The following is a 23,325-nucleotide window of genomic DNA, read 5'->3' as shown; positions in this document are numbered from 1 at the left end:
GATGCGCGTCGATCAGGCGCTGCGGGGACGATCATGCGCATCGGGCCACGCGGGCACGAGCGCCTCGCGGCCGTCGCGCTCGATCAGCACGAGCGGGTAGCCGAACGCGCGGCTCGCGCGCTCGGGCGTGAGCACGTCGCGCACCGGGCCCGCGTGCGCGCCGCCGCGGCCGTCGAGCAACAGCGCGTGCGTCGCGAAGCGGCGCGCGAGATTCAGGTCGTGGCACGAGAAGATCGCGGTGCGCTCGCCCGCTCGCAGCCAGCCGGCGAGCGCGACGAGACAGTCGATCTGGTGATGCAGATCGAGATGCGCGAGCGGCTCGTCGAGCAACAGCAGCGGCGCATCCTGGCACAGCGCGGCCGCGAGCGCGACGCGTTGCCGCTCGCCGCCCGACAGCGACAGCACGTCGCGCGCGGCGAACGATTCGAGCCCGAGCGCCGCGAGCGCCGCGTGCGCGGCCGCGCGGTCATCGGGGCGCTCCCAGCCCCAGCCCGTCAGATACGGGAAGCGGGCGAGCAGCACGGTATCGAACACGCTCGCGCTGAACGCATCGTGCAGCGCCTGCGCCATCAACGCGCGCCGCCGCGCGAGCGCTTCGGGCCGCCAGTCGGCGAGCGGCACGCCGTCCGCCTCGACGTGGCCCGCCGCCGGCTTCGCGAGCCCGGCGAGCGTCGTGATCAACGTCGTCTTGCCCGCGCCGTTCGGCCCGGCGACGCACCACAGCTCGCCCGGATGGAACGTATGCGTGAATTCGTCGAGCAGCGTGCGCGCGCCCGCCTTCAGCACGAGACGCAGCATGCCGTAGCGGGCCGAGCGCGGCGTCGGCGCGCCGTGCGTCGTCATCGCGCGGTCCTCCGCAGCAGCATCCACAGAAAAAGCGGCACGCCGATCAGCGCCGTCATCACGCCGACCGGCAACTGCGCGGGCGCGATCGCCGTGCGCGCGAGCAGGTCCGCGGCCATCACGCCCGCGCCGCCCGCGAGCATCGCGGCGGGCAGCAGCATCCGCTGATCGTTGCCGAACGCGAGCCGCAGCGCGTGCGGCACGACGAGCCCGACGAAGCCGATCGTGCCCGCCGTCGTGACGGCCGCGGCCGCCGCGAGCGACGCGATCAGATAGACGCGCAGCCGCAGCCGCGCGGCCGGCACGCCGAGCGCGGCGGCGGCCGCGTCGCCGCGCAGCAGCACGTTCAGTTGCGGCGCGACCGGCAGCGCGACGCACGCGGCCGCGGCGAGCGCCGCCAGCGCGAACCACGGCGACGCCGCGCCGCTCAGGTCGCCCGACAGCCAGAACAGGATGCCGCGCAGGCGCTCGTCGGGCGCGATCGCGAGCATCAGCGTGATGAGCGCGAACCAGCCGGCCGAGATCACGACGCCCGTGAGCAGCAACCGCGGCGACGCGTCGCGCGGCTCGCCGCGCCACAGCTCGCGGCGCGCGAGCCCGAGCACGAACGCGATCGATGCGAGCGCGCCGGCGAACGATGCGAAATCGACGATCCACCACGCGCCGCCCGCGATCATCGCGCCGAGCGCGAACGCGGCCGCGCCGCCCGACACGCCGAGCACGTAAGGCTCGGCGAGCGGATTGCGCAGCAGCACCTGCAGCAGCGCGCCGGCGAGCGCGAGGAGCGCGCCGCAGCCGAAGCCCGCGAGCGCGCGCGGCAGCCTGAGCGTGCGGACGATGTCGGCCGCGAGCGGATCGGCGCTGGCGCGATGGACGAGCGCCGCGAGCGCGTCGACGGGCGTCATCGGCACGCTGCCGAGCGTGAGCGACGCGACGAACGTCGCGCACGCGACGAGCGCGAGCGCGGCCCAGATCGCGGCCGCGCGCGCCGCATGCATGCCGGCGCCGCGCGCATCGGACCTCATGCGCCCACCCGCGCGCGGCCGCGCGAACCGCGCCGACGGCGCGGCCGGCCGTCAGCGCTGCTGCCAGCCGAGCGTGACATAGGCGCCGCGGCGCGGCGTGTTGTAGGCATAGGCAAGCTCGTAGTCCTTGTCGAACAGATTGTCGAGGCGCGCGCTCACGTACCACGACTTCGTGATGTCGTAGCGCGCGGACAGATTGACGACGCCGTATCCGCCGAGATGATCGCCGAAATCGTCGCGCGCGCCGCTCACGAGCCATTCGCCGCCGACGCGCCAGCCGCCGAACGAGCGGTTCGCCGAGATCGCCGCGAAGCGCCGCGCGCGCCGGTTCAGATCCCGGCCGGCGGTTTCGTCGATCGGGTTCTGCAGCGTCGCGGCGACGCGCACGTCGGTCCTGCCGACGTGCCCCTGCCACGATCCCTCGACGCCCTGCACCTTCGCGCGGCCGACGTTCTGCGCGACATAGTACGGGCCGCTCGCGCCGGGACGATAGTCGATCAGGTTCGTGTAGCGCGTCTGGAACGCGGTGACGCGCACGACGCCCACCGCATCCGACGCATACTGCACGGCCGCCTCGACCGAATGGCTGCGCTCGGGCCGAATCGACCGGTTGCCCGCGTTCGGATAGTACAGATCGTTGAAGCTCGGCGCGCGAAACGCGCTCGAATAGCTCGCCGACACCTTCCAGCGCTCGGTGACGTCAAGCCCGTAGCCGAGATAGTAGCTGTTCGCGCCGCCGAAATCGGAGTACTGGTCTCGGCGCACGTTCGCCTGGAACTGGCTGCCGCCGAGGCGGCCGGTGTAGCCGAGCCAGCCGGAATTCACGTGGCGCTCGGGCGCCGAATACCTGTTCGATTCGAACGACTGGTCGAGCCGCTCGTACCCCGCCTGGATCTTGTGGCCGCGCGCGATCGCGAAGTCGTTCTGCCACGTGTACTGGCGGTCGTCGGTATTGAAGTGATCGGTGTACGCGCCGTTCAGCGCCGACTGGTTGCGGTCCTTGCCGCTCGACACGTTCACGCGCGTCGTCCACCAGTCGGCGAGCTTGCCGTTCGCGAACGCGGACAGTTGCTGGACGCGGCTGTACAGGTCGTTCAGATCGGTCGGCGAGCCGTAGGCGTCGTCGTAGCTGTTGCGGCCGTTCGCCTGGAAGTATGTGACGCCCGCGTCCCATTTGTCGCTGAACCGGTGCCGAAGCGATGCGGAGGCGCTCTCGTTCAGATAGCCGTTCGCGTTCGGATTCGCCTGCGGCTTGCGCGCGGGATCGAGCGCCGAGAAGCCGTCGGTCTTCAGCCGCGCGAGCGACACGCTGAACGTCGTCTTGCCGTCCTCGTCGAGCCGGCCCGACGCGCCCGCGCTTTGCGTCTGCGTGTGATAGCTGCCGTAGCCCGCGGAGAAATCGAAGCGCGGCGGATGATCGCCGCCGTTCTTCGTGAACACCTGCACGACGCCGCCGATCGCGCCGGACCCGTACAGCGACGACACGTTGCCGTTCACCACTTCGACGCGATCGATCTGATCGAGCGGCAACTGACTGATCTGCGACTGGCCGAGACTCGCCGAATCGACGCGCGCGCCGTCGATCAGCACGAGCGATTGCGTCGGCTGCGCGCCGCGCAGGAAAAGGCTCGCGCTCGCGCCCGGCCCGCCGTTGCGCACGATCTGCGCGCCGGGCGCGAGCGCGAGCAGGCCGGGCAGATCGGTCGCGCCGCTGTCGGCGATGTCCTGCGCATCGAAGAGCGTCGTCTGCGGGATCGCATCGGCGAGCTTCTGCGGCCCGCGTTGCGCGGTGACGATGATCGGCGCGAGCGGCTCGGCGGATGTCGAGGATGTCGAGCGCGTCGGCGCGGCCGAAGACGCACTGGAGGCGGCGGCGGATGCGGCGGATGCCGACGCATCGCCTTGCGCGAGCGCGATGCAAGGCAGTCCGGACAGAGCGGCGAGCGCTGCGCGGACGAGAGGGGTTCGCATGAACGAAGATCCTGTTGAGTCACTGCGGCGCCCGCTTCCCCGCAGGCTCCGCATCACGGAGACGGGCACGCCCGTCTCCCCGCCTCGGCCGGTATCCGGGCTCGCGACATCACCGCCTCGCCTTCCCGCGCAATGCGCAGTGGCACGTCGCCGGCGGCCGGCCGAGGCGGCCGTGCCGGCGCATCGAGAGTGCGGCTTGCATCGAAACCGATGCGATCGCTTACCGTTGCGGGGGCAGCGCAGGTTGGCTCGGTCCCGGCGGACGTCGCGCCCTGCTTCCCGTTTAACCGCGCGCGAAGCGCGCGAGCACCGAGGCGGCGCCAGTTTAGGAGTGCGCGCGCCGCAGCGTCAAGGCGCCGCGCCGACGCGGCGCAAGAAACGTCGCGCCGTCTATCGGCGAGACGATCGGCATCAACGAACGACGAAGATATTTCGCGGCGAGAAGCGGGGGTGTTACGTCTAGAAACGTTACAGATATCGGAAACTCGCCTATTCCGCGCTAAAATGCTGGGTCTTTAGAGGACGCAGCACATGCTCAACGAACTCGAAACCCTATCTCAAAACATCGGCCGCCTGATCGCGCTGAATCAACGCCATCAAACGGAACGGCTCGCGCTCGAGGAGCAGGTCGCGCAATTGCGCAGTGAAGCGCAGACGCTGCACGCGGAACTCGAGCAGTTGCGCGACGAGCGCAACGCACTCGCGGCCGAGCGCGACACGCTGTCGGCGAAAATCGACGACGCGCAAGTGAAGCTCAACGCGATCCTCGAGAAACTGCCGCGCACGAAAAGCGTGCCGGATGCGGAAAACCAGCTCGACCTGCTCGCACCGCAGGCGAACGACGAAGGCGAAAGTGCGACGGGCCACGGAGAACATGCATGAGCACGAAGCAGATCGAAGTATCGATTCTCGGCCAGTCGTATCGTCTCGCCTGCTCGGCCGAAACCGAGGCGGCGCTTCTCGAGGCGGTCGCGCGTGTCGACGCGGAAATGTCGAAGATCCGCGCGAACAGTTCGGTGCGCGGCACGGATCGCATCGCGGTGATGGCCGCGCTGTCGCTCGCGTCGGAGTTGCTCAGGCTGCAGCAGAGCGTGCGTCACGGCGAGGCGTTCCCTGCGGAAGAAATCCGGCGTACAATGCGCCAAATGAATGAACAACTCGGTGCGGTGCTCGCACAGCACGAGGTGCAGTAAACAAGTTTCACCGGGTTCGGCCAATGCTTGATCTATCACGTTCAAGCCGCTGAATCCAAAGGTGATTCGAACAGTCAAGTCAGCTTCCCTGCCTGGTTCGCCAAGGTCATATATTCCTTGAACCAATGCCATGTGCACGGTTGCGGAAATTTGTAGCACGGGCGCGCGCGTCACTCTGTCTGATGTACCCGAAGTGCTGCTAACTGCGACCAATTCTGAACCTCAGGTTCAGGATGCCGGCCTAGCGGCTAAGGCGGGGGCCTATTCGACGGCATCGGGCAAGTCCCGATGCCGTTTCCTTTTGTGCAGCCTTTTCATTGCGTCGAGTCATTGCGATCCATGCGCTACTGGCTGATGAAATCCGAACCGGACGAGGCGAGCATCGACGACCTCGCCGCCGCCCCCGACCAGACCTTGCCGTGGACCGGCGTGCGCAACTATCAGGCGCGCAACTTCATGCGCGACATGATGCAGATCGGCGACGGCGTGCTGTTCTATCATTCGAGCTGCCCCGAGCCCGGCATCGCGGGGCTCGCGCAAGTCTCGTCGACGCCCTACCCCGATCCGACGCAGTTCGATTCGCAAAGTCCGTACCACGATCCGAAGTCGACGCGAGAATCGCCGCGCTGGGTGCTCGTTGACGTGCGCTTCGTCAGGAAGTCGCCGCTCGTTCCCCTCGCCGCATTGCGCGGGCACGACGCGCTCGCGAACATGCGCGTGCTCGCGAAAGGCAACCGACTGTCGATCACGCCCGTCACGCCGGACGAATGGCGCTTCATCACGACGCGCCTGATGAAGTGACGCGGCCGCCACGTCAAACATTGTCAGAGCCGGCGCAAGAATCCGCGCCGGCCGGAACCTCCGCCCGCCTTCGACGGCCTAATGGGCGCATCGACGGATGCAGTGCCGCGTCCGCCGGGCGTTTCTGGAGAAGCGCGGCGTCCGTCCGCGCATCGCACGCCCCCGAACGCGTGCGCGCTTACGCTCAAGGAGTCAACAATGACGAAAAAATCCGCTCTAGCCATTGCCGTCACGCTTGCGGCGGCGCTGCCGATCGCCCTCGCGCTCGCCCCGTCCGCCGCGCGCGCGCAAAGCATGGGCCAGATGCAACCGCCCGCGGGCGTGCTGTCGCTGTCCGCGCAGGCAAGCACCGACGTCCCGCAGGACGTCGTCGACATCACGCTGTTCTACGAGCAACAGGCAAAAGACCCCGGCACGCTGACCGCCGAGCTGAACAAACGCGCGGATGCGGCGCTCGCGCAGGCGCGCGGCGTCACGGGCGTCACGGCCCGCACGGGTGAATTCTCGGTGTCGCCGAGCGTCGACCGCGACGGCAGGATCTCCGCGTGGCGCGGCCGCACCGAGGTCGTGCTCGAGTCGCACGACTTCGCGGCCGCATCGAAGCTCGCGGGCCAGTTGAGCCCGATGATGCAAGTGGGCAACGTCGCGTTCTCGCTGTCGCCCGAAGCGCAGCGCGCGGCCGAGCAGAAGCTCACGACGGAAGCGATCAAGGCGTTCCGCACGCGCGCCGAGGAAGCGACGCGCGCGTTCGGCTACAACAACTACGCGATCCGCGAAGTGAACGTCGGCAGCGGCCGCAACGTGCAGCCGTATCCGCGGATGTTCGCGATGGCCGCGCCCGCGATGGATAGCGCGAAGATGAGCGCGCCGATCGCCGTCGAAGGCGGCAAGACGACCGTGACCGTCAACGTGAACGGCTCGGTGCAGATGAAGTGACGTACTGGAAGCGGCGCGTTGGCGCGCCGTTGACAGTCGATACGAAAACGCCGGCGACGAGCCGGCGTTTTTCATCGCGCGCCCCGGACGATCAGGCCGGCTTCGCGACGCCGCCGCGCCGATACGCCCAGATCATCATCAGCACGCCCGCGACGATCATCGGCAGCGACAGCCACTGCCCCATCGACAGGCCGAACGTCAGCAGGCCGAGGAAATCGTCCGGCTCGCGCGCGAACTCCACCGTGAAGCGCGCGGCGCCGTAGCCGATCAAGAAGAGCGCCGAGATCGCGCCCATCGGCCGCGGCTTGCGCGAGAAGAACCACAGCACGAAAAAGAGCGCGATGCCTTCGAGCGCGATTTCGTACAGTTGCGACGGATGCCGCGGCAGCATCTGGTGCGACAGGAACACCTCGTTCAGATTCCACTTCGCGGCGATGTCCTGGTGCGCGGCGAGCCACGCGGCGTCGTCGCGCGACGCGCCCGGAAACAGCATCGCCCACGGCGCGTCGGGGCTCGTCACGCGGCCCCACAGCTCGCCGTTGATGAAGTTGCCGAGCCGCCCGGCCGCGAGCCCCGTCGGCACCATCGGCGCGACGAAGTCGGTCACTTCGAGCCAGTGGCGCTTGCGCTGCCACGCGAACAGCGCCATCGCCAGCGTGACGCCGAGGAAGCCGCCGTGGAACGACATCCCGCCCTCCCACACGCGGAAGATGTCGAGCGGATGCGAGAAGTAGTAGCCCGCCTTGTAGAACAGCACGTAGCCGAGCCGGCCGCCCAGCACGACGCCGAGCACGCCGTAGAACATCATGTCGTCGATGTCCTTCGCGCTCCAGCCTTGCGCGGCGACGTGCGGCAGCTTCAGGCGCAGCCGCCCGACGACGATCGCGAGGATGAAGCCGACGAGATACATGAGCCCGTACCAGCGCACGGCGAGCGGGCCGAGGTGAATCGCGACGGGATCGAAATTCGGATGAATGATCATGAGTTAGCGTTGAAGGTTCTGAATCGATGCGGCATGCACGGGCACGTCGACCGCCGCCGCGCGAACGCGTCGCGACCGCGATTCGACGCCCGCGCCGCGCGAACGTTCACGGCCGCGTCGCGCGCCTGCTCACGTCCGCCCCGGCGGCCTCGTCCGGCGGCGAAGGCAAAGCGCGCCGCGCAGCGCCTCGCACGACGTCGATGAAGCCCCCGAGCACCGGACTCACGTCGTCCGTGCGCCACACGAGGCCCGTCTCGACGACGGGCGCCGGATCGGCGAGCGCGCGGTAGACGACCCCCGTGCGCCGCAGGTTACGCAGCGATTGCGGCACGAGCGCGACACCCATGCCCGCGGACACGAGGCTCACGATCGTCTGCATCTGGATCGCCTCCTGGCCGATGCGCGGCGCGACGCCCGCCGCGCCGTAGCAGCCCGTAATGATGTCATAAAAGCCGGGCGCCAGACGACGCGGGAAGACGACGAGCGGCAGCGACGCGATGTCGGCGATGCGCACGGGCGCGTCCCCCGCCGCCTCGGCGGCGTCGGCCGGCATCGCGACGACGAGCGGCTCGCGCAGCACCGGCAGATACGACAGCGACGCCGCGTGCCGCGGCGGCACGGGCGGGATCACGAGCCCCGCGTCGATGCGGCCCGCAGCGAGCTCCTCGATCTGCACGTCGCTCGTCGCCTCGGTCAGTTGCAGCCGCACGTGCGGGTGGCGCGCGCCGAACTCGCGCAACAGTTGCGGCAGCAACCCGTAGTCGGCCGTCGACACGAACGCGAGCGCGAGCGAGCCCGCCTCGCCGCGCGCAAGGCTCTGCGCGAGCGGCGGCAGCGCGTCGGCCGCGGCGATCAGCCGCCGCACGTCGGGCAGCAGCGCCGCGCCGACCGCGGTCAGCTCGACCGAGCGCTTCGTGCGCGCGAAGAGCGCGACGCCGAGCACATCCTCGAGCGCGCGGATCGCCTGAGACAGCGGCGGCTGCGTCATCGAGAGCCGCTCGGCGGCGCGGCCGAAGTGTCGCTCGTCGGCGACGGCGATGAAATAGCGCCATTGGCGCAGATCAGGGGTCAAATCAGGCTCCGCCTCGTCATCGTCAACACACCGATTGATATGCGTATCGACCTAATAGACGATGAATAATATATTGGACATTCTCCAACAGAAACTGCATCCTTGCCCACCTGAGCCGGACCGCGCCGATGCAGCGCGCCGCTCCGCCCCACAGTCAACCAGTCGATGATGGAGTCCCCCATGTCGTACAACCGCCGCTCGAAGAACATCACGCAAGGCGTGGCCCGTTCGCCGAACCGCTCGATGTATTACGCGCTCGGCTATCAGAAGGAAGATTTCGACAAGCCGATGATCGGCATCGCGAACGGCCACTCGACGATCACGCCGTGCAACGCGGGCCTGCAGCGCCTGTCGGACGCCGCCGTCGCGGCCGTCAAGGACGCCGGCGCGAATCCGCAGATCTTCGGCACGCCGACGATCTCGGACGGCATGTCGATGGGCACCGAAGGGATGAAGTACTCGCTCGTGTCGCGCGAGGTGATCGCCGACTGCATCGAGACCTGCGCGCAGGGCCAGTGGATGGACGGCGTCGTTGTCGTGGGCGGCTGCGACAAGAACATGCCGGGCGGCATGATCGCGCTCGCGCGCAGCAACGTGCCGGGCATCTACGTGTACGGCGGCACGATCCGCCCCGGCCACTGGAAGGGCAAGGATCTGACGATCGTGTCGTCGTTCGAGGCGGTCGGCGAGTTCACCGCGGGGCGCATGTCGCAGGAGGATTTCGAAGGGGTCGAAAAGAACGCGTGCCCGACGACGGGCTCGTGCGGCGGCATGTACACCGCGAACACGATGAGCTCGTCGTTCGAGGCGCTCGGCATGTCGCTGCTGTACTCGTCGACGATGGCCAACCCCGATCAGGAAAAGGTCGATTCGGCGGCCGAATCGGCGCGCGTGCTCGTCGAGGCGGTGAAGCAGGACCTGAAGCCGCGCGACATCATCACGAAGCAGTCGATCGAGAACGCGGTGTCGGTGATCATGGCCACGGGCGGCTCGACGAATGCGGTGCTCCACTATCTGGCGATCGCGCACGCGGCCGAGATCGACTGGTCGATCGAAGACTTCGAGCGCATCCGCAAGCGCGTGCCGGTGATCTGCGACCTGAAGCCGTCGGGCCAGTACGTCGCGACTGATCTGCACGCGGCGGGCGGCATTCCGCAGGTGATGAAGCTCCTGCTCGACGCGGGCCTGCTGCACGGCGACTGCGTGACGATCACGGGCCGCACGATCGCCGAGGAGCTGAAGGACGTGCCGAGCGCGCCGCGCGCCGACCAGAAGGTGATCTACCCGATCGACCAGGCGCTGTACAAGGAAGGCCACCTCGCGATCCTGAAGGGCAACCTCGCCGAGGACGGCGCGGTCGCGAAGATCACCGGCCTGAAGAACCCGGTCATCACCGGCCCGGCGCGCGTATTCGACGACGAGCAGAGCGCGCTCGCCGCGATCCTCGACGACAGGATCCACGCGGGCGACGTCGTCGTGCTGCGCTACCTCGGCCCGCAAGGCGGCCCGGGGATGCCGGAGATGCTCGCGCCGACGTCGGCGATCATCGGCAAGGGCCTCGGCGAATCGGTCGGCCTCATCACGGACGGCCGCTTCTCCGGCGGCACGTGGGGGATGGTGGTCGGCCACGTCGCGCCGGAAGCGTTCGTCGGCGGCGCGATCGCGCTCGTGCAGGAAGGCGATTCGATCACGATCGACGCGCACAAGCTGCTGCTGCAGTTGAACGTCGACGACGCCGAGCTCGCGCGCCGCCGCGCCGCGTGGAAGCAGCCGGCGCCGCGCTACACGCGCGGCGTGCTCGCGAAGTACGCGGCGCTCGCCCGCCCGGCGAACAAGGGCGCGGTGACGGGCTGACGCACGGCTGCGCCACAATGGCGCCACGGCGGGACGACAAAAAGCGACAAGACGAAGAAGGGGGCGCGACGTACTCGCGCCCCCTTTCCTTTTATAATGCGCGCACCGCCAAGCCGGACGCTGTGCCGGCGGAGACCAGCATGAAGAGAACGACCTTGCGCCTGATGGCAATCGCGCTCGTTGCCGCGGCCGCCCATGCGCACGCGCAGCAGGCCGACGGCCTCGCGCTCGCGCAACGCAAGAACTGCATGGCCTGCCACGCGATCGACAAGACGTTGATGGGACCGTCGTTCCACGCGATCGCCGACAAATACGCGACGCGCGGCGACGCCGCCGCCTATCTCGCGCAGACGATCGTCAAGGGCAGCGTCGGCGTGTGGGGCAACGTGCCGATGCCCGCGAACACGCAATTGACGAGCGCCGAGGCCGGCACGCTCGCGCACTGGATCCTGTCGCGCAAATAAATCATCCGCATCGACGCGCGCCGCCGATCGCGCGAGGCATCCTGTTGCGCGGGGTTGCCGATGATTGCGCGCGCAACGCGATGCCCGAGCGCCTCGCCGCTCGCCCCGCCCGTGACGGGCGACGCAACAGATGATAAGGCAAGCCGGCCGGCTTGCCGTTACGCGGTATCGCGCTGCGTGAGCGCGTTGCGGCGCGCGAGCGCCGCGCCAACTTCCTCCGTCACCCAGCCGGCGACCTCGGTCTCGAGCGTAAGCGCGACTTCGCGTGCGATCTGGCCGACGAGCCAGCCCGCATGGTCGTGCAGCGCCTCGCGGCAACGCGCCTCGATGAGGCCGCGCCCTTCCCCCGTCAGATAGTGGGTCATGCGGCTCTTCAGCCGCTCGGCGATCTGCCGCGCTTCGAGGTCCGCGGCGGACGACGGCGCGGCCTGCCCGACCTCGGGCACCGACGAAGGCAACGCAGCGGGCGGTTCGAGATCCGGCGCCGGATGCGCGGCGGGCAGCTCGTCCGCATACGTCGCGCTCGCCGCATAGGCGGTCGGCAGTTCGGCGGCAAGCGGATCGGGCGCGGACACGAACGACGGCTCCGCGCGCGGCGGCACGCCCGTCTCGCCAACGGGTGGGATCGCCGCGTCACGCGCCACGGGCGCGGCCGCATCGAACTTGTCGGCCTCATGAGCTTCCTGGGCCTCATGCGCTTCATGCGCGTCGCCGGCCCGAGCCGCGGAGGCGGCCGTCTCGCCCGCCTCCGCGCGCCCGGCGACGGGCGGCCGCGCGAGCGCCGGATTGCCGGGCACGAGCACGTCGGTCAGCACGGGGATCGACGATTCGTTGGCTTCGACCACGTTGTCCTCCATCCGCTCGGGCTAGCCGCCCTGCTTGTGATTGTTGAGCGCATAGCCGCGATCGCGGTAGAACCGGTACCGGTCGCGGCCGGCCGCGAGTTCGTCGGGCGTGTTGCCGACCACTTCGAGCAGGCGCTCGAAGCGCGCGAATTGCGCCTGCACCTGAGCGCCCAGGTTCAGCAGGATACCGTGATGCGGCGCGCGGTCGAGATCCGCGGTCAGCACGATCGGCGTGCCCGCCGCGTGCGCGTTGTCGACCGCGCAATGCGGAATGAAATCGAGCGGCGAGAACGTCCACAAACGCTCGTCGAGCGCGCGCAGCCGCGCGGGCTCCGCGCACACGACGACGGGCCGCCCCGCCTGATACGCCTTGCGCAGCAGCCGGCACGCGTACGCGAGCGAATCGCCGACGTTCGTATGGAAATCGATCCGCGTCATCGCTCGCCGCGCCCCGCCGTGCGGTTCGTCGAACCTTGCGCCATCACGCGCCGGCGCGGTCGATCAGGAATTGCGCGAGAAGCGGCACGGGACGGCCCGTCGCGCCCTTCGCCGCGCCGCTCTTCCATGCGGTGCCCGCGATGTCGAGGTGCGCCCACGGATAGCTCTGCGCGAAGCGCGACAGGAAGCACGCAGCCGTCACGCTGCCGGCCGGCCGGCCGCCGATGTTCGCGAGATCCGCGAAGTTCGACTTCAGTTGATCCTGATACTCGTCGTCGAGCGGCAGGCGCCACGCCGGGTCGCCCGCCTCGCGCGACGCGTCGAGCAGTTCACCCGCGAGCGCGTCGTCCGTCGAGAAGAGGCCGGTGTTGTGATGGCCGAGCGCGATGATGCACGCGCCCGTCAGCGTCGCGACGTCGACCACCGCGGCCGGCTTGAAGCGCTCCGCGTACGTGAGCGCGTCGCACAGGATGAGGCGGCCTTCCGCGTCGGTGTTGAGCACCTCGATCGTCAGGCCCTTCATGCTCGTGACGATGTCGCCCGGCTTGTTCGCGTTGCCGGCCGGCATGTTCTCGCAGGTCGGCACGATCGCGACGACGTTGATCTTCAGGCCCATTTCGGCGACCGCGCGGATCGTGCCGAGCACCGAGCCCGCGCCGCACATGTCGTACTTCATCTCGTCCATGCCCTCGCCCGGCTTCAGCGAAACGCCGCCCGAATCGAACGTGATGCCCTTGCCGACGAGCACGACGGGCGCCGCCTTCGCGGCCGCGCCCTGATACTGCAGCACGATGAACTGCGGCGGCTCGATCGAGCCCTTCGCGACCGACAGGAACGAGCCCATCTTGAGCGCCTGGATCTGCTTGAGCCCCAGCACGTCGGCTTTCAGGCCCCAGTCCTTCGCGAGCTTCTTCGCGGTGTTCGCGAGGTAGGTCGGCGTGCAGACGTTGCCCGGCAGGTTGCCGAGGTCGCGCGTCAGGTCCATTCCGTTCGCGAGCGCGACCGCCTGCTTCACGGCGATCTTCGCCGCCTTGTCGTCGGCCGGATCGACGCTGAACACGACGCGCTTGAGCGCCTGCGCGCCCGCGTCCGGCTTGCTCTTCATCTGCGTGAACTTGTACGTTTCATTGCGCAGCGCGAGAATCGCCGCGCGCACGCCCCAGTCGGACGCGCGCTCGGGCACGGGCAGTTGCGCGAGCGTGAACGTGACCTGGACCACTTTCGTGCCGATGAGCGCGCGCCATGCGGCCTTCGCCGCGTCGTTGTAGGCTTTCTGGCTGAAAGCATCCTGCTTGCCCAGGCCGACGAGCAGCACACGCGACGCGCCGATACCCGAAACTTCGTGCAAAAACAAGGTCTTGCCGAGCTTGCCGTCGATGTCGCCCGCCTTGATCACGCGCGAGACGAGGCCCTTCGTCGCTTCGTCGATGTCGAGCGCCGCGCCGGACAGGGTTTGCGCCTCGAACACGCCCAGCACGATGCAGTCGGATTTCCCCGTCAGGAAGCCCTTCGCCGCGCCTTTGCTCCAATCACAGCCTTTTATGCTAAAGTCCATCGCGCTTGTCCTCGGATAAAATCTGGGCTAAGGATGAAAGCCGCAATTATCCGCTATTTTTCCCGTGCGGCGTGAGCGCCCCCCACTCGTGCGCTGTTTCCCGCCCTCTTCGCATCAATAATGATCTTCGAACGCTCCCTCCAGCGCGAGCTGGCGTACACCGCCGGCGCCGTTTTCATGGTGCTGCTCACGATCATGCTGACGTCGATGATGATTCGCATCGTCGGCTACGCCGCGTCCGGCGAGGTGAATCCGAAGGACGTGCTGGTCCTGATCGGCCTCACCGTGATCGGCTATCTCGCGATGATCCTCGTCGGCACGCTGTTCGTGTCGATCCTGTTCGTGCTCACGCGCTGGTACAAGGATTCCGAAATGGTCGTCTGGCTCGCGTCCGGCGTGAGCCTCACGCGGCTCATCAAGCCGATCGGCGTGTTCGCGACGCCGATCGTGATCCTCATCGCCTTCTTCGCGTTCGTCGGCTGGCCGTGGTCGAACCAGCAGAGCAAGCTCATCAAGGCGCGCTTCCAGCAGCGCGACGAGGTGTCGCTCCTCGCGCCCGGCCAGTTCCGCGAATCCGCGGCGAACCACCGCGTGTTCTTCATCGAGAAGATGTCGCCCGACCAGGCGAAGGTGCAGAACGTGTTCGTCACGACGACCGAGCAAGGCAAGGTGAACGTCGTCGTGTCGCAGACGGGCCACACCGAGACGATGAAGAACGGCGACCGCTTCATCGTGCTCGAGAACGGCCGCCGCTACGACGGCGTGCCCGGCCAGCCGAACTTCAAGATCATGGAGTTCGAGCGCTACGGCGTGAAGATCCAGAGCAAGCAGATCGTGAGCCAGCCGACGACGACGGGCACGTCGACGCCCGATCTGCTGCGCAACCCGACCAACCAGAACCTCGCCGAATTCGCGTGGCGCGCCGGGCTGCCGCTCATCGCGATCAACCTGATGATCCTCGCGATCCCGCTCGCGTATCAGAACCCGCGCCGCGGGCGAACCGTGAACCTCGTGATGGCCGTGCTGATCTACCTCACCTATTCGAATCTGCTGAACGTCGTCCAGTCGCAAATGGAGCGGGGCAAGATCGCCTTCGGGCTCGGGCTCGTCGGGCTGCACGTGGTCGTCGCCGGTGTCGTCGCGCTGCTGTTCTGGCTGCGCGTGCGCAACCGGCCCCTCTTCTCGCGCGCCGCGTCCGGCCGCTCGCAGGGGGCCTGACCGATGCGCCTCTACGAGAAATACTTCGCGCGGCAGATCTACGTCACGTTCATCTTCGTGCTGTTCGCGTTCTCCGGGCTCTTCTTCTTCTTCGACCTCATCAGCGAGCTGAACTCGGTCGGCCACGGCAACTACAAGTTCGGCTACGCTGTGCTGCGCGTCGCGCTGCAGGCGCCGTCGCGCTTCTATGAAATCATCCCGGTCGCCGCGCTGATCAGCGCGATCTACGTGTTCGCGCAGATGGCCGCGAACTCGGAGTTCACGATCTTCCGCGTGTCCGGCCTCGCGACGAACCAGGCGCTGCGCTCGCTCGTGAAGATCGGCGTGCCGATCGTCATCGCGACCTACCTGATCGGCGAATTCATCGGCCCGTACTCGGATCAGTTGTCCGAGCGCGTGCGGCTCGAGGCGCTCGGCTCGTCGGTGTCGACGAACTTCGCGTCGGGCGTCTGGGTGAAGGACACGCTCACCGCGCGCGACAACGGCGAGCCCGTCACGCGCTTCGTCAACGTCGGCAAGCTGTCGCCCGACTCGACGATCAGCGACGTGCGCATCTACGAATTCGATTCGAGGTTCAACCTGCAGAACGTGCGGATCGCGAAGAGCGGCCGCTATCAGCCGCCCGGCCACTGGCTGCTGACGGACGTCACCGACACGCAGCTCACGAGCCTCGCGGGCAACGGCGCGACGTCGCCCGCCGATACGCTCAGCCCAGTGTATCGCGCGCAGCAGGTCACGCTGCCGCAGTATTCGCTGCGCTCGGACCTGACGCCGCAGATCCTGTCGGTGCTGCTCGTGTCGCCCGAGCGGATGTCGCTCTTCAACCTGTTCCGCTACATCCAGCACCTGAAGGAAAACCAGCAGGACACGCAGCGCTACGACATCGCGCTGTGGCGCAAGCTGCTGTATCCGTTCGCGGTGTTCGTGATGCTCGTGCTGTCGCTGCCGTTCGCGTATCTGCATACGCGCGCGGGCGTCGTCGGCGTGAAGGTGTTCGGCGGGATCATGCTCGGCATGAGCTTCCAGCTCTTCAACACGCTGTTCTCGCACATCGGCACGCTGAACACGTGGCCCGCGCCGCTCACCGCCGCGCTGCCCGGCTGCATCTACCTCGCGCTCGGCCTCTTCGCGCTGAAGTGGGTCGATCGGCACTGAGCGCGCGCACGTCATCGGAGGGCGTGATGAATCGACACGGAATCGTCCTTTTCGGCCACGGCGCGCGCGACGCGCGCTGGGCCGCGCCGTTCGAGCGCCTCGCGGCGAAGCTGCGCGCGGCGCGCGGCGCCGATGTGCCCGTCGTGCTCGCGTTTCTCGAATTGATGGAGCCGTCGCTCGTCGCGGCGGCAGCCGCGCTCGCCGCACGAGGCTGCGACGCGATCACCGTGATTCCGGTGTTCTTCGGCGAGGGCGGCCACGTTCGGCGCGACCTGCCGCAACTGATCGATGCGTGCCGCGCCGCGCAGCCGGGAATCGACATCCGCTGCGCGACCGCGGTCGGCGAAGACGATGCGGTGCTCGACGCGATCGTCGCATATTGCGTGCGGGCGAGCGAGGGTCCCGCGCGTTGATCGCTCGCCGCTTGCGCGGGCCGCTCCGCTCGTGACGGCCGGCGCGGCGACATAAAAAAGACGCCGGCTCATCGCCGGCGTGTCGTTCGTTTTGCGTGTCTCGCGCGCTTTGCGTCTATCGCGCGGTTCGCTTCTTTCGTTCGTGTCTTTCGTTCGTTTCGCACCGCATCACGCGGCGCTGCGCATCCCGCGCTTGCCCCTTTCGTCGCCCGACTGCTCGTCCGCGAGCCGCTGCGCACGTTCGGCGAACGCGTCGCCGATCATCAGCAGGCTCGGCTGCGCCGGATCGAGCCACGCCTGCGCGGCGCCCGCCGCCATCTCGGCGAGCGTGAGCGTCAGCGTGCGCTCGCGCGGCGTGCTGCACGCCTCGACGATCGCCACAGGCGTCGCGCCCGCCCGCCCCGCGTCGATCAGTTGCCGCGCGATGCCGGGCGCGCTGTCGCGGCCCATGTAGTAGACGAGCGAATCCGCCCTTACCTGCTCGCGGATCTCGTCGCTGCCGGGCGCGCGGCTGTGCGTCGCGAACGCGACGCTGCGCGCGACGCCGCGCAGCGTCAGCGAGCGCCTGAGCGTCGCGGCGCCCGCGAGCGCCGCCGTGATGCCCGGCACGACCTCGTAATCGATGCCTGCTGCTTCGAGCGCGCGCATCTCCTCGTCCGCACGGCCGAACAGCATCGGATCGCCGCCCTTCAGCCGCACGACGATCGCATGCTCGCGCGCCGCGTCGACGATCTGCTTGTTGATGAAGTGCTGCGCGGTCGAGCGCTGCCCGCAGCGCTTGCCGACCGCGATCCTGCGCGCGCGCGGCGCGTAGTCGAGCATCGCGGGCTCGACGAGCGCGTCGTGCAGCACGACGTCGGCATCGGCGAGCAGGCGCGCGCCGCGCACCGTGATGAGGTCCGCCGCGCCCGGCCCTGCACCGATCAGATACACCTTACCCATTGGCATCGATCCCCTTCGTGCGCGCGTGCCCGCGGGCGCCGCCGATGCGGCGCGCGACGTCACGCGGAAAACGCACGAATCATACCCGCGGCGACCGTGTGATGGGTCGCCTCGTCGATCAGCACGAACGCGCCCGTGCCCGGATGCACGTCGTACGTGTCGCAGACGATCGGCTTTTGCAGCGTCAGCGCGACGCGGCCGATGTCGTTCATCTTCAGCTCGTGGCGATCGGTCGCGTGCGACAGCGTGTGCACGTCAAGCACCTGCTTGAGCGCGCCGATCTTCGTGAACACGGTGTTCGTCGTTTGCTTGAGCAAATACTTGCGCTGCGGCGAAAGCGGCGTCTCGTCGAACCAGCAGAGGTCCGCCTCGAGCTTCTTCGCCGGCTCGACGGGCTGCGCGCGCGGCACGAACGTATCGCCGCGCGACACGTCGACGTCCTCGGCGAGACGGATCGTCACCGCCTGCCCCGCGAACGCGCGATCGACTGCCGCCGTGCCGCCGGGCACCGGCGCGATGATCTCGGCGACCGTCGCCGCGCGGTTCGACGGCAGCACGGCGATCTCGTCGCCGACCTTCACCTCGCCCGCCTCGATACGACCCATGTAGCCGCGGAAATCGTCGGCCGAGCTGCCGTCCTGGCGCGCGACCCATTGCACCGGGAAGCGCAGCGCGTCATGCGCCTGCACCTCGACGGGCAGCGTCTCGAGCACGTTCAGGAGCGGCTCGCCCGCGTACCACGGCATCCGCTCGCTCGCCGCGACGATGTTGTCGCCCTTCAGCGCCGACACCGGCACGAAGCGCACGTCGGCCAGGCCGAGCTGCTGCGCTAGCTTCACGTATGCGTCGCGGATCTCGTTGAAGCGGGCCTCGCTGTAGTCGACGAGATCCATCTTGTTGATCGCGACGATCACGTGCTGCAGATCGAGCAGCTTGACGATCGCGCTGTGGCGCTTCGTCTGCGGCAGCAGTTGCGCGGCGCCGTCTTCGAACGTCACGCGCGTCGCGTCGATCAGGATGATCGCCGCGTGCGCGGTCGACGCGCCCGTCACCATGTTGCGCGTGTACTGCTCGTGGCCCGGCGTGTCGGCGATGATGAACTTGCGCTTCGCGGTCGCGAAGTAGCGGTACGCGACGTCGATCGTGATGCCCTGCTCGCGCTCGGCCTCGAGGCCGTCGGTGAGCAGCGCGAGGTCGAGCTCGTCGCCCACCGTGCGCTTGTTCTTCGCGCGCGACAGCGCGGAAAGCTGGTCGGACAGCACCGCCTTGCTGTCGTACAGCAGCCGCCCGATCAGCGTGCTCTTGCCGTCGTCCACGCTGCCCGCCGTGATGAACCGCAGTACGCCGAGGTCTTCGTTGTTCTCGATGATGCTCATGATGGATGTGTCCTCGCGTGCGTCAGAAATAGCCCTGCTTCTTGCGCTGCTCCATCGCGGCCTCCGACGCCTGGTCGTCCATCCGCGTCGCGCCGCGCTCCGTGATCTCCGTCACCGCCGTCTCCGCGATGATCTTCTCCACGTCGTCAGCGTCGCTCTCGACCGGGCACGTGCACGAGATGTCGCCCACCGTGCGGAACCGCACGAGCGCCTCTTCGCTCGTCTCGCCCTCGCGCATCGGCGTGAGCGGCGTGACGGGCACGAGCAGGCCGTTGCGGCGCACGATCTCGCGGCGGTGCGCGTAGTAGATCGACGGCAGTTCGAGCTGCTCGCGCGCGATGTACTGCCACACGTCGAGCTCCGTCCAGTTCGAGATCGGGAACACGCGCAGGTGCTCGCCCTGGTGCAGCCGCGCGTTGTACAGGCTCCACAGCTCCGGGCGCTGCGCCTTCGGGTCCCACTGGCCGAATTCGTCGCGAAACGAGAAGATCCGCTCCTTCGCGCGCGCCTTCTCTTCGTCGCGCCGCGCGCCGCCGATCATCGCGGTATAGCCGTGCTGCTCGATCGTCTCGAGCAGCGTGACGGCCTGCGCGGCGTTGCGCGAATCCGTCTCGCGGCGCAGCACCACGGTGCCGCGCGCAATCGAATCCTCGACGTGGCCGACGACGAGCTCCGCGCCGATCTCCTTCGCGCGGCGGTCGCGGAAGTCGATCACCTCGTCGTAGTTGTGGCCCGTGTCGATGTGCACGAGCGGAAACGGCAGCGCCGTCTTGCGGTTCGCGCCGAGCCCGAACGCCTTGAGCGCGAGATGCAGCACGACGACCGAATCCTTGCCGCCCGAGAACAGCAGCGCCGGCTTGCTGCACTCGGCGACGAGCTCGCGCAGGATGTGGATCGACTCGGCCTCGAGCCAGTCGAGATGGCCCATCCGGCTCGTCGACGCGCCGGCGGACGGGGCAAAAGCGGATTGTTCGAGCGTCGTGCTCATGATTACGGTCCTTGTCTGGGTTCGTGCCGCCGGGCTGGCCGGCGGCGCAATCTGACTATCTTATTATGCGGCGGCCGCCTCAGGCGGAAGCCGATTCGGCTCCGGCCGACGGCACCGGCGTGATCGCGATGTGCAGCCCGCACTCCTTCGTGTCGCGCGACTCCCACCACCAGCGGCCCGCGCGGCTGTCCTCGCCGGGACGGATCGCGCGCGTGCACGGCTCGCAGCCGATGCTCGGATAGCCGCGCGCGTGCAGCGGATTGACGGGCACGTCGAACGCCTTCAGGTAAGCCCACACGTCGCGTTCGGTCCAGTCGGCGAGCGGGTTGTACTTCGCGATCCCGCGCGCGGCGTCGTGCTCCTCTTCGTGGAGCTCCGCGCGCGTGACCGACTGCTCGCGCCGCTGGCCCGTCACCCATGCGTCGACGCCCGCGAGCGCGCGGTTCAGCGGCTCGACCTTGCGAATCTCGCAGCAGCGCTTGCGCAGCTCGACGCTCTCGTAGAACGCGTTCAGGCCGTGCTCGGCGACGTACGCGTCGACCGCGTCCTGCCGTGGGTGGAACTGCTCGATCTCGTAGCCGTAGCGCTCGCGCACGCGCTCGATCATGCCGAGCGTCTCCGTATGCAAGCGGCCGGTATTCAGCGAGAAGATGCCGATCGCGACGCCCTTCGACAGGATCGCATGCGTAATCAGCATATCTTCCGCCGCGAGGCTGCTCGCGAGCTTGACCTTCGGATGACGGCCGGCGATTTGCGCGAGCAGCGCGTCGAGCCGCCCGATCTTGCCGGCGAGCGCCGGGGTCAGCGTCGTTGCGTCGGCGGCGCTCATGCGTTCACCTTCGCTTCGGCCGCCGCCGCGCGGCGGCGGAACAGCGGCGCCGGCTCGTCGAACGCGCCCTGGTAGCGCTGCGAGAACTCGCCGAACGCGTTCAGCGCGTCGCGGATGTCCTTGTCCGCGCGCACCGCGAACGCATCGAAGCCGCAGCGCGACAGGTAAAGGAGCTGGTCGCGCAGCACGTCGCCGATCGCGCGCAGTTCGCCCGTCCAGCCGTGGCGCTCGCGCAGCAGGCGCGCGATGCTGTAGCCGCGGCCATCCGCGAAGCGCGGGAATTCGACGCCGATCACCGCGATGCGGCCGAAATCGGCCACGAGGTCGGCGGGTTCGCTGTCGGGCGCGAGCCACACGCCGAGTTCGTCCTTCGTCTTCGCGGCGACGAGCGCGTCGCGCGCCGCCAGCCACAGCGCGAGCGGCACGAGCACCTTGCCGGCCGGCAGCGCGTCGAGTGCGGGCAGCGCGCCGTCTTCGGCCGCGCGCACGACTTGCCATGCGTCGTCGACCACTTCGCGATTCTTGATAATCAAAGCCATCTGCTGATTCCTCTGCGCTAGATTACGCGTGCGCGGTCTGGCGCGCCGCGTAGACGCGCGCCTTGAACGGCGCGATGCCGATGCGCTCGTACGTGTCGATGAAGCGCTCGCCGTCGATGCGCGCATCGACGAACGTGTCGATCAGCTTCGAGATCACGTCGGGCACCTCCTCCGCGGAGAACGACGGGCCGATCACGCGGCCGAGGCGCGCGCCGCCCGCGCCCGTGCCCTGCTCGCCGCCGAGCGACACCTGATACCACTCGGCGCCGTCCTTGTCGACGCCGAGAATGCCGATGTTGCCGACGTGGTGGTGTCCGCACGAGTTCATGCAGCCCGAGATGTTGAGCGACACGTCGCCCAGGTCGTGCACGTAGTCGAGATCGTCGAAGCGCTGCTGGATCGCGAGCGCGATCGGGATCGACTTCGCGTTCGCGAGCGAGCAGAAGTCGCCGCCCGGGCACGCGATGATGTCGGTCAGGAGGCCCACGTTCGGCGTCGCGAAGCCGGCCGCCTTCGCCTTTTCCCACACGGCGAACAGATCGCGCTTCTTCACGTTCGCGAGAATCAGGTTCTGCTCGTGCGACACGCGCAGCTCGCCGAACGAGTACGCGTCGGCCCAGTCGGCGACCTGCTCCATCTGCTCGGCGCTCGCGTCGCCGGGCGCCACGCGGTGATTCTTCAGCGACAGCGTGACGGCCGCGTACCCCGGCACCTTGTGCGGCGCGACGTTGCGCTCGACCCAGCGCGCGAACGCGCGGTTCTCGAGCAGATGCTGCTCGAACGGCGCGTCGGTGTCGGCGAGCTTTTCGTAGACGGGCGGCAGGAAGTACTGGGACACGCGGTCGAGTTCGGCCTGCGTGAGCGTCGACGGGCCGTCCTTCAAGTGCTGCCATTCCTCTTCGACCTGCTGCGAGAACTTCGCGGGCGACAGCGCCTTCACGAGGATCTTGATCCGCGCCTTGTACAGGTTGTCGCGGCGGCCGTAACGGTTGTAGACGCGCAGCACCGCCTCGCAATACGTGATGAGGTGCTGCCACGGCAGGTTTTCGCGGATGATCGCGCCGACGATCGGCGTGCGGCCGAGGCCGCCGCCCGCGAGGATGCTCGCGACCACTTCGCCCGCCTCGTTCTTCTTCAGGTAGACGCCGAGATCGTGGATCTGCACGGCCGCGCGATCGGCCTTCGAGCCGGACACGGCGATCTTGAACTTGCGCGGCAGCCACGCGAATTCGGGATGGAACGTCGACCATTGGCGCAGGATCTCGGCCCACGGGCGCGGATCGATCTCTTCGTCCTGAGCCACGCCCGCGAACTGGTCGGCGGTGATGTTGCGGATGCAGTTGCCCGACGTCTGGATCGCGTGCATCTGCACGGACGCGAGCTTCGCGAGAATCTCGGGCGTTTCCTCGAGCTTCACCCAGTTGAACTGGATGTTCGTGCGCGTCGAGAAGTGGCCGTAGCCGCGGTCGTGCTCGCGCGCGATGCGGGCGAGCATGCGCAACTGGCTGCTGCGGAGATTGCCGTAGGGAATCGCGATGCGGTGCATGTACGCGTGGCGCTGCATGTACAGGCCGTTCTGCAGCCGCAGCGGACGGAACTCGTCCTCGCTCAATTCGCCGGACAAGCGGCGGCGGACCTGGTCGCGGTACTGCGCGACGCGCTCGTCGACGATCGTCTGATCGTACTGGTCGTACTGGTACATTCGGGGACCCCAGGGTTTGCTCAATATGACCGCGCGGCGTCCTAGCCACGCCGCGCCCGAATCCTGCACCGTCCGCGCCGAGCCGGCCATCCGCCCGGCCGGTCATTTGCAAATGACGATTACAGATATCCATATTTGAAAAACACGGGGCAATCGTAATAAACTCCCCTTATATTTCAAACGA

23 protein-coding genes, 1 other RNA gene and 1 riboswitch are annotated in these 23,325 nt (G+C 68.3%); of the genes, 10 read left to right on the top strand and 14 right to left on the bottom strand.

Features of this window, described 5'->3' with window-relative positions; translation table 11 throughout:
- Positions 1 to 12: 12 nt before the first annotated feature.
- The 3 genes from WS92_RS15475 to WS92_RS15465 form a co-directional block, all read right to left on the bottom strand.
- Positions 13 to 843 carry an ABC transporter ATP-binding protein gene (locus WS92_RS15475; RefSeq protein WP_059932122.1) on the bottom strand — a complete coding sequence of 277 codons (831 nt, stop codon included), beginning with the start codon at positions 841 to 843 and terminating at the stop codon, positions 13 to 15.
- On the bottom strand, positions 840 to 1,841 hold the full coding sequence (locus WS92_RS15470) for a FecCD family ABC transporter permease (RefSeq protein ID WP_015601725.1): 1,002 nt from the start codon (positions 1,839 to 1,841) through the stop codon (positions 840 to 842). Before WS92_RS15470 ends, WS92_RS15475 begins: the two co-directional genes overlap by 4 nt.
- A gap of 78 nt (positions 1,842 to 1,919) precedes the next feature.
- Positions 1,920 to 3,839 (bottom strand): TonB-dependent receptor plug domain-containing protein, encoded by a 1,920-nt coding sequence (locus WS92_RS15465; protein ID WP_059932120.1) that lies wholly within the window; start codon positions 3,837 to 3,839, stop codon positions 1,920 to 1,922.
- A gap of 68 nt (positions 3,840 to 3,907) precedes the next feature.
- Positions 3,908 to 4,168: riboswitch (cobalamin riboswitch) on the bottom strand.
- Between the two features lie 202 nt (positions 4,169 to 4,370).
- Between WS92_RS15465 and WS92_RS15460 the strand changes: the two genes are divergently transcribed.
- The 5 genes from WS92_RS15460 to WS92_RS15440 all read left to right on the top strand — a co-directional run bounded on the left by WS92_RS15460 (position 4,371) and on the right by WS92_RS15440 (position 6,769).
- Complete coding sequence (locus tag WS92_RS15460; protein ID WP_006024875.1) at positions 4,371 to 4,721, top strand: hypothetical protein; 351 nt, start codon at positions 4,371 to 4,373, stop codon at positions 4,719 to 4,721.
- Positions 4,718 to 5,032: a cell division protein ZapA gene (locus WS92_RS15455; protein WP_006024874.1), complete on the top strand. Its 315-nt coding sequence runs from the start codon at positions 4,718 to 4,720 to the stop codon at positions 5,030 to 5,032. The genes WS92_RS15460 and WS92_RS15455 overlap by 4 nt, the downstream gene beginning before the upstream one ends.
- Before the next feature lie 82 nt (positions 5,033 to 5,114).
- Positions 5,115 to 5,296, top strand: a non-coding RNA gene (gene ssrS, locus WS92_RS15450) — 6S RNA.
- Positions 5,297 to 5,371: 75 nt separating this feature from the next.
- Positions 5,372 to 5,833 carry an EVE domain-containing protein gene (locus WS92_RS15445; protein WP_059932117.1) on the top strand — a complete coding sequence of 154 codons (462 nt, stop codon included), beginning with the start codon at positions 5,372 to 5,374 and terminating at the stop codon, positions 5,831 to 5,833.
- Positions 5,834 to 6,031: 198 nt separating this feature from the next.
- The gene (locus WS92_RS15440; protein ID WP_015600668.1) at positions 6,032 to 6,769 is read left to right on the top strand and encodes an SIMPL domain-containing protein; all 738 of its coding nucleotides are present in this window, start codon (positions 6,032 to 6,034) and stop codon (positions 6,767 to 6,769) included.
- Between the two features lie 91 nt (positions 6,770 to 6,860).
- Here WS92_RS15440 and lgt read toward each other — a convergent pair whose 3' ends face one another.
- Entirely contained in the window at positions 6,861 to 7,751 is an 891-nt protein-coding gene (gene lgt / locus WS92_RS15435) for a prolipoprotein diacylglyceryl transferase (RefSeq protein WP_006024871.1), read from the bottom strand.
- Between the two features lie 106 nt (positions 7,752 to 7,857).
- Positions 7,858 to 8,823 (bottom strand): LysR family transcriptional regulator, encoded by a 966-nt coding sequence (locus tag WS92_RS15430; protein ID WP_059932115.1) that lies wholly within the window; start codon positions 8,821 to 8,823, stop codon positions 7,858 to 7,860.
- Between the two features lie 180 nt (positions 8,824 to 9,003).
- On the opposite strand from WS92_RS15430, the gene ilvD reads away from it, so the two are divergent.
- Positions 9,004 to 10,677 carry a dihydroxy-acid dehydratase gene (gene ilvD, locus WS92_RS15425; RefSeq protein ID WP_006024869.1) on the top strand — a complete coding sequence of 558 codons (1,674 nt, stop codon included), beginning with the start codon at positions 9,004 to 9,006 and terminating at the stop codon, positions 10,675 to 10,677.
- A gap of 140 nt (positions 10,678 to 10,817) precedes the next feature.
- On the top strand, positions 10,818 to 11,141 hold the full coding sequence (locus tag WS92_RS15420; protein ID WP_015600121.1) for a c-type cytochrome: 324 nt from the start codon (positions 10,818 to 10,820) through the stop codon (positions 11,139 to 11,141).
- Between the two features lie 158 nt (positions 11,142 to 11,299).
- Here the strand turns inward: WS92_RS15420 and WS92_RS15415 are convergent, their stop codons facing one another.
- Genes WS92_RS15415 through WS92_RS15405 form a run of 3 tightly spaced genes read right to left on the bottom strand, consistent with a single transcriptional unit; the run spans position 11,300 to position 13,979 of the window.
- Positions 11,300 to 11,986: a DUF2486 family protein gene (locus WS92_RS15415; RefSeq protein ID WP_059932239.1), complete on the bottom strand. Its 687-nt coding sequence runs from the start codon at positions 11,984 to 11,986 to the stop codon at positions 11,300 to 11,302.
- Between the two features lie 21 nt (positions 11,987 to 12,007).
- Positions 12,008 to 12,424, bottom strand: coding sequence for a DNA polymerase III subunit chi (locus WS92_RS15410; RefSeq protein WP_059932113.1), 417 nt, complete (start codon positions 12,422 to 12,424; stop codon positions 12,008 to 12,010).
- 43 nt (positions 12,425 to 12,467) lie between these two features.
- Positions 12,468 to 13,979, bottom strand: coding sequence for a leucyl aminopeptidase (locus WS92_RS15405; protein WP_059932111.1), 1,512 nt, complete (start codon positions 13,977 to 13,979; stop codon positions 12,468 to 12,470).
- A 120-nt stretch (positions 13,980 to 14,099) separates the two neighbouring features.
- On the opposite strand from WS92_RS15405, the gene lptF reads away from it, so the two are divergent.
- Genes lptF through WS92_RS15390 form a run of 3 tightly spaced genes read left to right on the top strand, consistent with a single transcriptional unit; the run spans position 14,100 to position 16,765 of the window.
- Positions 14,100 to 15,197, top strand: coding sequence for an LPS export ABC transporter permease LptF (gene lptF / locus WS92_RS15400; RefSeq protein WP_006024864.1), 1,098 nt, complete (start codon positions 14,100 to 14,102; stop codon positions 15,195 to 15,197).
- A 3-nt stretch (positions 15,198 to 15,200) separates the two neighbouring features.
- Positions 15,201 to 16,352: an LPS export ABC transporter permease LptG gene (gene lptG, locus WS92_RS15395; RefSeq protein ID WP_006024863.1), complete on the top strand. Its 1,152-nt coding sequence runs from the start codon at positions 15,201 to 15,203 to the stop codon at positions 16,350 to 16,352.
- Positions 16,353 to 16,378: 26 nt separating this feature from the next.
- On the top strand, positions 16,379 to 16,765 hold the full coding sequence (locus tag WS92_RS15390; RefSeq protein WP_059932109.1) for a sirohydrochlorin chelatase: 387 nt from the start codon (positions 16,379 to 16,381) through the stop codon (positions 16,763 to 16,765).
- 168 nt (positions 16,766 to 16,933) lie between these two features.
- On the opposite strand, the gene cobA is transcribed toward WS92_RS15390, so the two are convergent.
- From cobA to WS92_RS15360, 6 genes are all read right to left on the bottom strand, one after another.
- Entirely contained in the window at positions 16,934 to 17,707 is a 774-nt protein-coding gene (cobA, locus tag WS92_RS15385) for a uroporphyrinogen-III C-methyltransferase (protein ID WP_059932107.1), read from the bottom strand.
- A 59-nt stretch (positions 17,708 to 17,766) separates the two neighbouring features.
- Positions 17,767 to 19,083: a sulfate adenylyltransferase subunit 1 gene (locus tag WS92_RS15380; RefSeq protein WP_059932105.1), complete on the bottom strand. Its 1,317-nt coding sequence runs from the start codon at positions 19,081 to 19,083 to the stop codon at positions 17,767 to 17,769.
- A gap of 22 nt (positions 19,084 to 19,105) precedes the next feature.
- Positions 19,106 to 20,071 carry a sulfate adenylyltransferase subunit CysD gene (gene cysD, locus WS92_RS15375; protein ID WP_015600519.1) on the bottom strand — a complete coding sequence of 322 codons (966 nt, stop codon included), beginning with the start codon at positions 20,069 to 20,071 and terminating at the stop codon, positions 19,106 to 19,108.
- A 79-nt stretch (positions 20,072 to 20,150) separates the two neighbouring features.
- A complete protein-coding gene (locus tag WS92_RS15370; RefSeq protein ID WP_059932103.1) occupies positions 20,151 to 20,900 on the bottom strand; it encodes a phosphoadenylyl-sulfate reductase in 750 nt (249 codons plus the stop codon).
- Positions 20,897 to 21,439 carry a DUF934 domain-containing protein gene (locus WS92_RS15365; RefSeq protein ID WP_015601070.1) on the bottom strand — a complete coding sequence of 181 codons (543 nt, stop codon included), beginning with the start codon at positions 21,437 to 21,439 and terminating at the stop codon, positions 20,897 to 20,899. Before WS92_RS15365 ends, WS92_RS15370 begins: the two co-directional genes overlap by 4 nt.
- A gap of 22 nt (positions 21,440 to 21,461) precedes the next feature.
- Positions 21,462 to 23,141, bottom strand: coding sequence for a nitrite/sulfite reductase (locus WS92_RS15360; RefSeq protein ID WP_006024856.1), 1,680 nt, complete (start codon positions 23,139 to 23,141; stop codon positions 21,462 to 21,464).
- Positions 23,142 to 23,325: the final 184 nt, after the last annotated feature.

The organism is Burkholderia sp. MSMB1588 (genome assembly GCF_001546925.1).
Classification (GTDB): domain Bacteria; phylum Pseudomonadota; class Gammaproteobacteria; order Burkholderiales; family Burkholderiaceae; genus Burkholderia; species Burkholderia humptydooensis.
Note: the sequence above shows the minus strand (reverse complement) of the source record. Positions and strands in the feature narration are given on the sequence as shown.

Excerpts from the sequence above, each read along its gene's own strand:
- WS92_RS15380 (WP_059932105.1), bottom strand. The coding sequence starts at position 19,083 with ATGAGCATCATCGAGAACAACGAAGACCTCGGCGTACTGCGGTTCATC.
- WS92_RS15455 (WP_006024874.1), top strand. The coding sequence starts at position 4,718 with ATGAGCACGAAGCAGATCGAAGTATCGATTCTCGGCCAGTCGTATCGT.
- WS92_RS15410 (WP_059932113.1), bottom strand. The coding sequence starts at position 12,424 with ATGACGCGGATCGATTTCCATACGAACGTCGGCGATTCGCTCGCGTAC.
- WS92_RS15360 (WP_006024856.1), bottom strand. The coding sequence starts at position 23,141 with ATGTACCAGTACGACCAGTACGATCAGACGATCGTCGACGAGCGCGTC.
- WS92_RS15365 (WP_015601070.1), bottom strand. The coding sequence starts at position 21,439 with ATGGCTTTGATTATCAAGAATCGCGAAGTGGTCGACGACGCATGGCAA.
- WS92_RS15445 (WP_059932117.1), top strand. The coding sequence starts at position 5,372 with ATGCGCTACTGGCTGATGAAATCCGAACCGGACGAGGCGAGCATCGAC.
- lptG (WP_006024863.1), top strand. The coding sequence starts at position 15,201 with ATGCGCCTCTACGAGAAATACTTCGCGCGGCAGATCTACGTCACGTTC.
- WS92_RS15475 (WP_059932122.1), bottom strand. The coding sequence starts at position 843 with ATGACGACGCACGGCGCGCCGACGCCGCGCTCGGCCCGCTACGGCATG.
- WS92_RS15460 (WP_006024875.1), top strand. The coding sequence starts at position 4,371 with ATGCTCAACGAACTCGAAACCCTATCTCAAAACATCGGCCGCCTGATC.
- ilvD (WP_006024869.1), top strand. The coding sequence starts at position 9,004 with ATGTCGTACAACCGCCGCTCGAAGAACATCACGCAAGGCGTGGCCCGT.
- WS92_RS15420 (WP_015600121.1), top strand. The coding sequence starts at position 10,818 with ATGAAGAGAACGACCTTGCGCCTGATGGCAATCGCGCTCGTTGCCGCG.
- lgt (WP_006024871.1), bottom strand. The coding sequence starts at position 7,751 with ATGATCATTCATCCGAATTTCGATCCCGTCGCGATTCACCTCGGCCCG.
- WS92_RS15405 (WP_059932111.1), bottom strand. The coding sequence starts at position 13,979 with ATGGACTTTAGCATAAAAGGCTGTGATTGGAGCAAAGGCGCGGCGAAG.
- WS92_RS15370 (WP_059932103.1), bottom strand. The coding sequence starts at position 20,900 with ATGAGCGCCGCCGACGCAACGACGCTGACCCCGGCGCTCGCCGGCAAG.
- cobA (WP_059932107.1), bottom strand. The coding sequence starts at position 17,707 with ATGGGTAAGGTGTATCTGATCGGTGCAGGGCCGGGCGCGGCGGACCTC.
- lptF (WP_006024864.1), top strand. The coding sequence starts at position 14,100 with ATGATCTTCGAACGCTCCCTCCAGCGCGAGCTGGCGTACACCGCCGGC.
- WS92_RS15470 (WP_015601725.1), bottom strand. The coding sequence starts at position 1,841 with ATGCATGCGGCGCGCGCGGCCGCGATCTGGGCCGCGCTCGCGCTCGTC.
- WS92_RS15390 (WP_059932109.1), top strand. The coding sequence starts at position 16,379 with ATGAATCGACACGGAATCGTCCTTTTCGGCCACGGCGCGCGCGACGCG.
- WS92_RS15440 (WP_015600668.1), top strand. The coding sequence starts at position 6,032 with ATGACGAAAAAATCCGCTCTAGCCATTGCCGTCACGCTTGCGGCGGCG.
- WS92_RS15465 (WP_059932120.1), bottom strand. The coding sequence starts at position 3,839 with ATGCGAACCCCTCTCGTCCGCGCAGCGCTCGCCGCTCTGTCCGGACTG.
- cysD (WP_015600519.1), bottom strand. The coding sequence starts at position 20,071 with ATGAGCACGACGCTCGAACAATCCGCTTTTGCCCCGTCCGCCGGCGCG.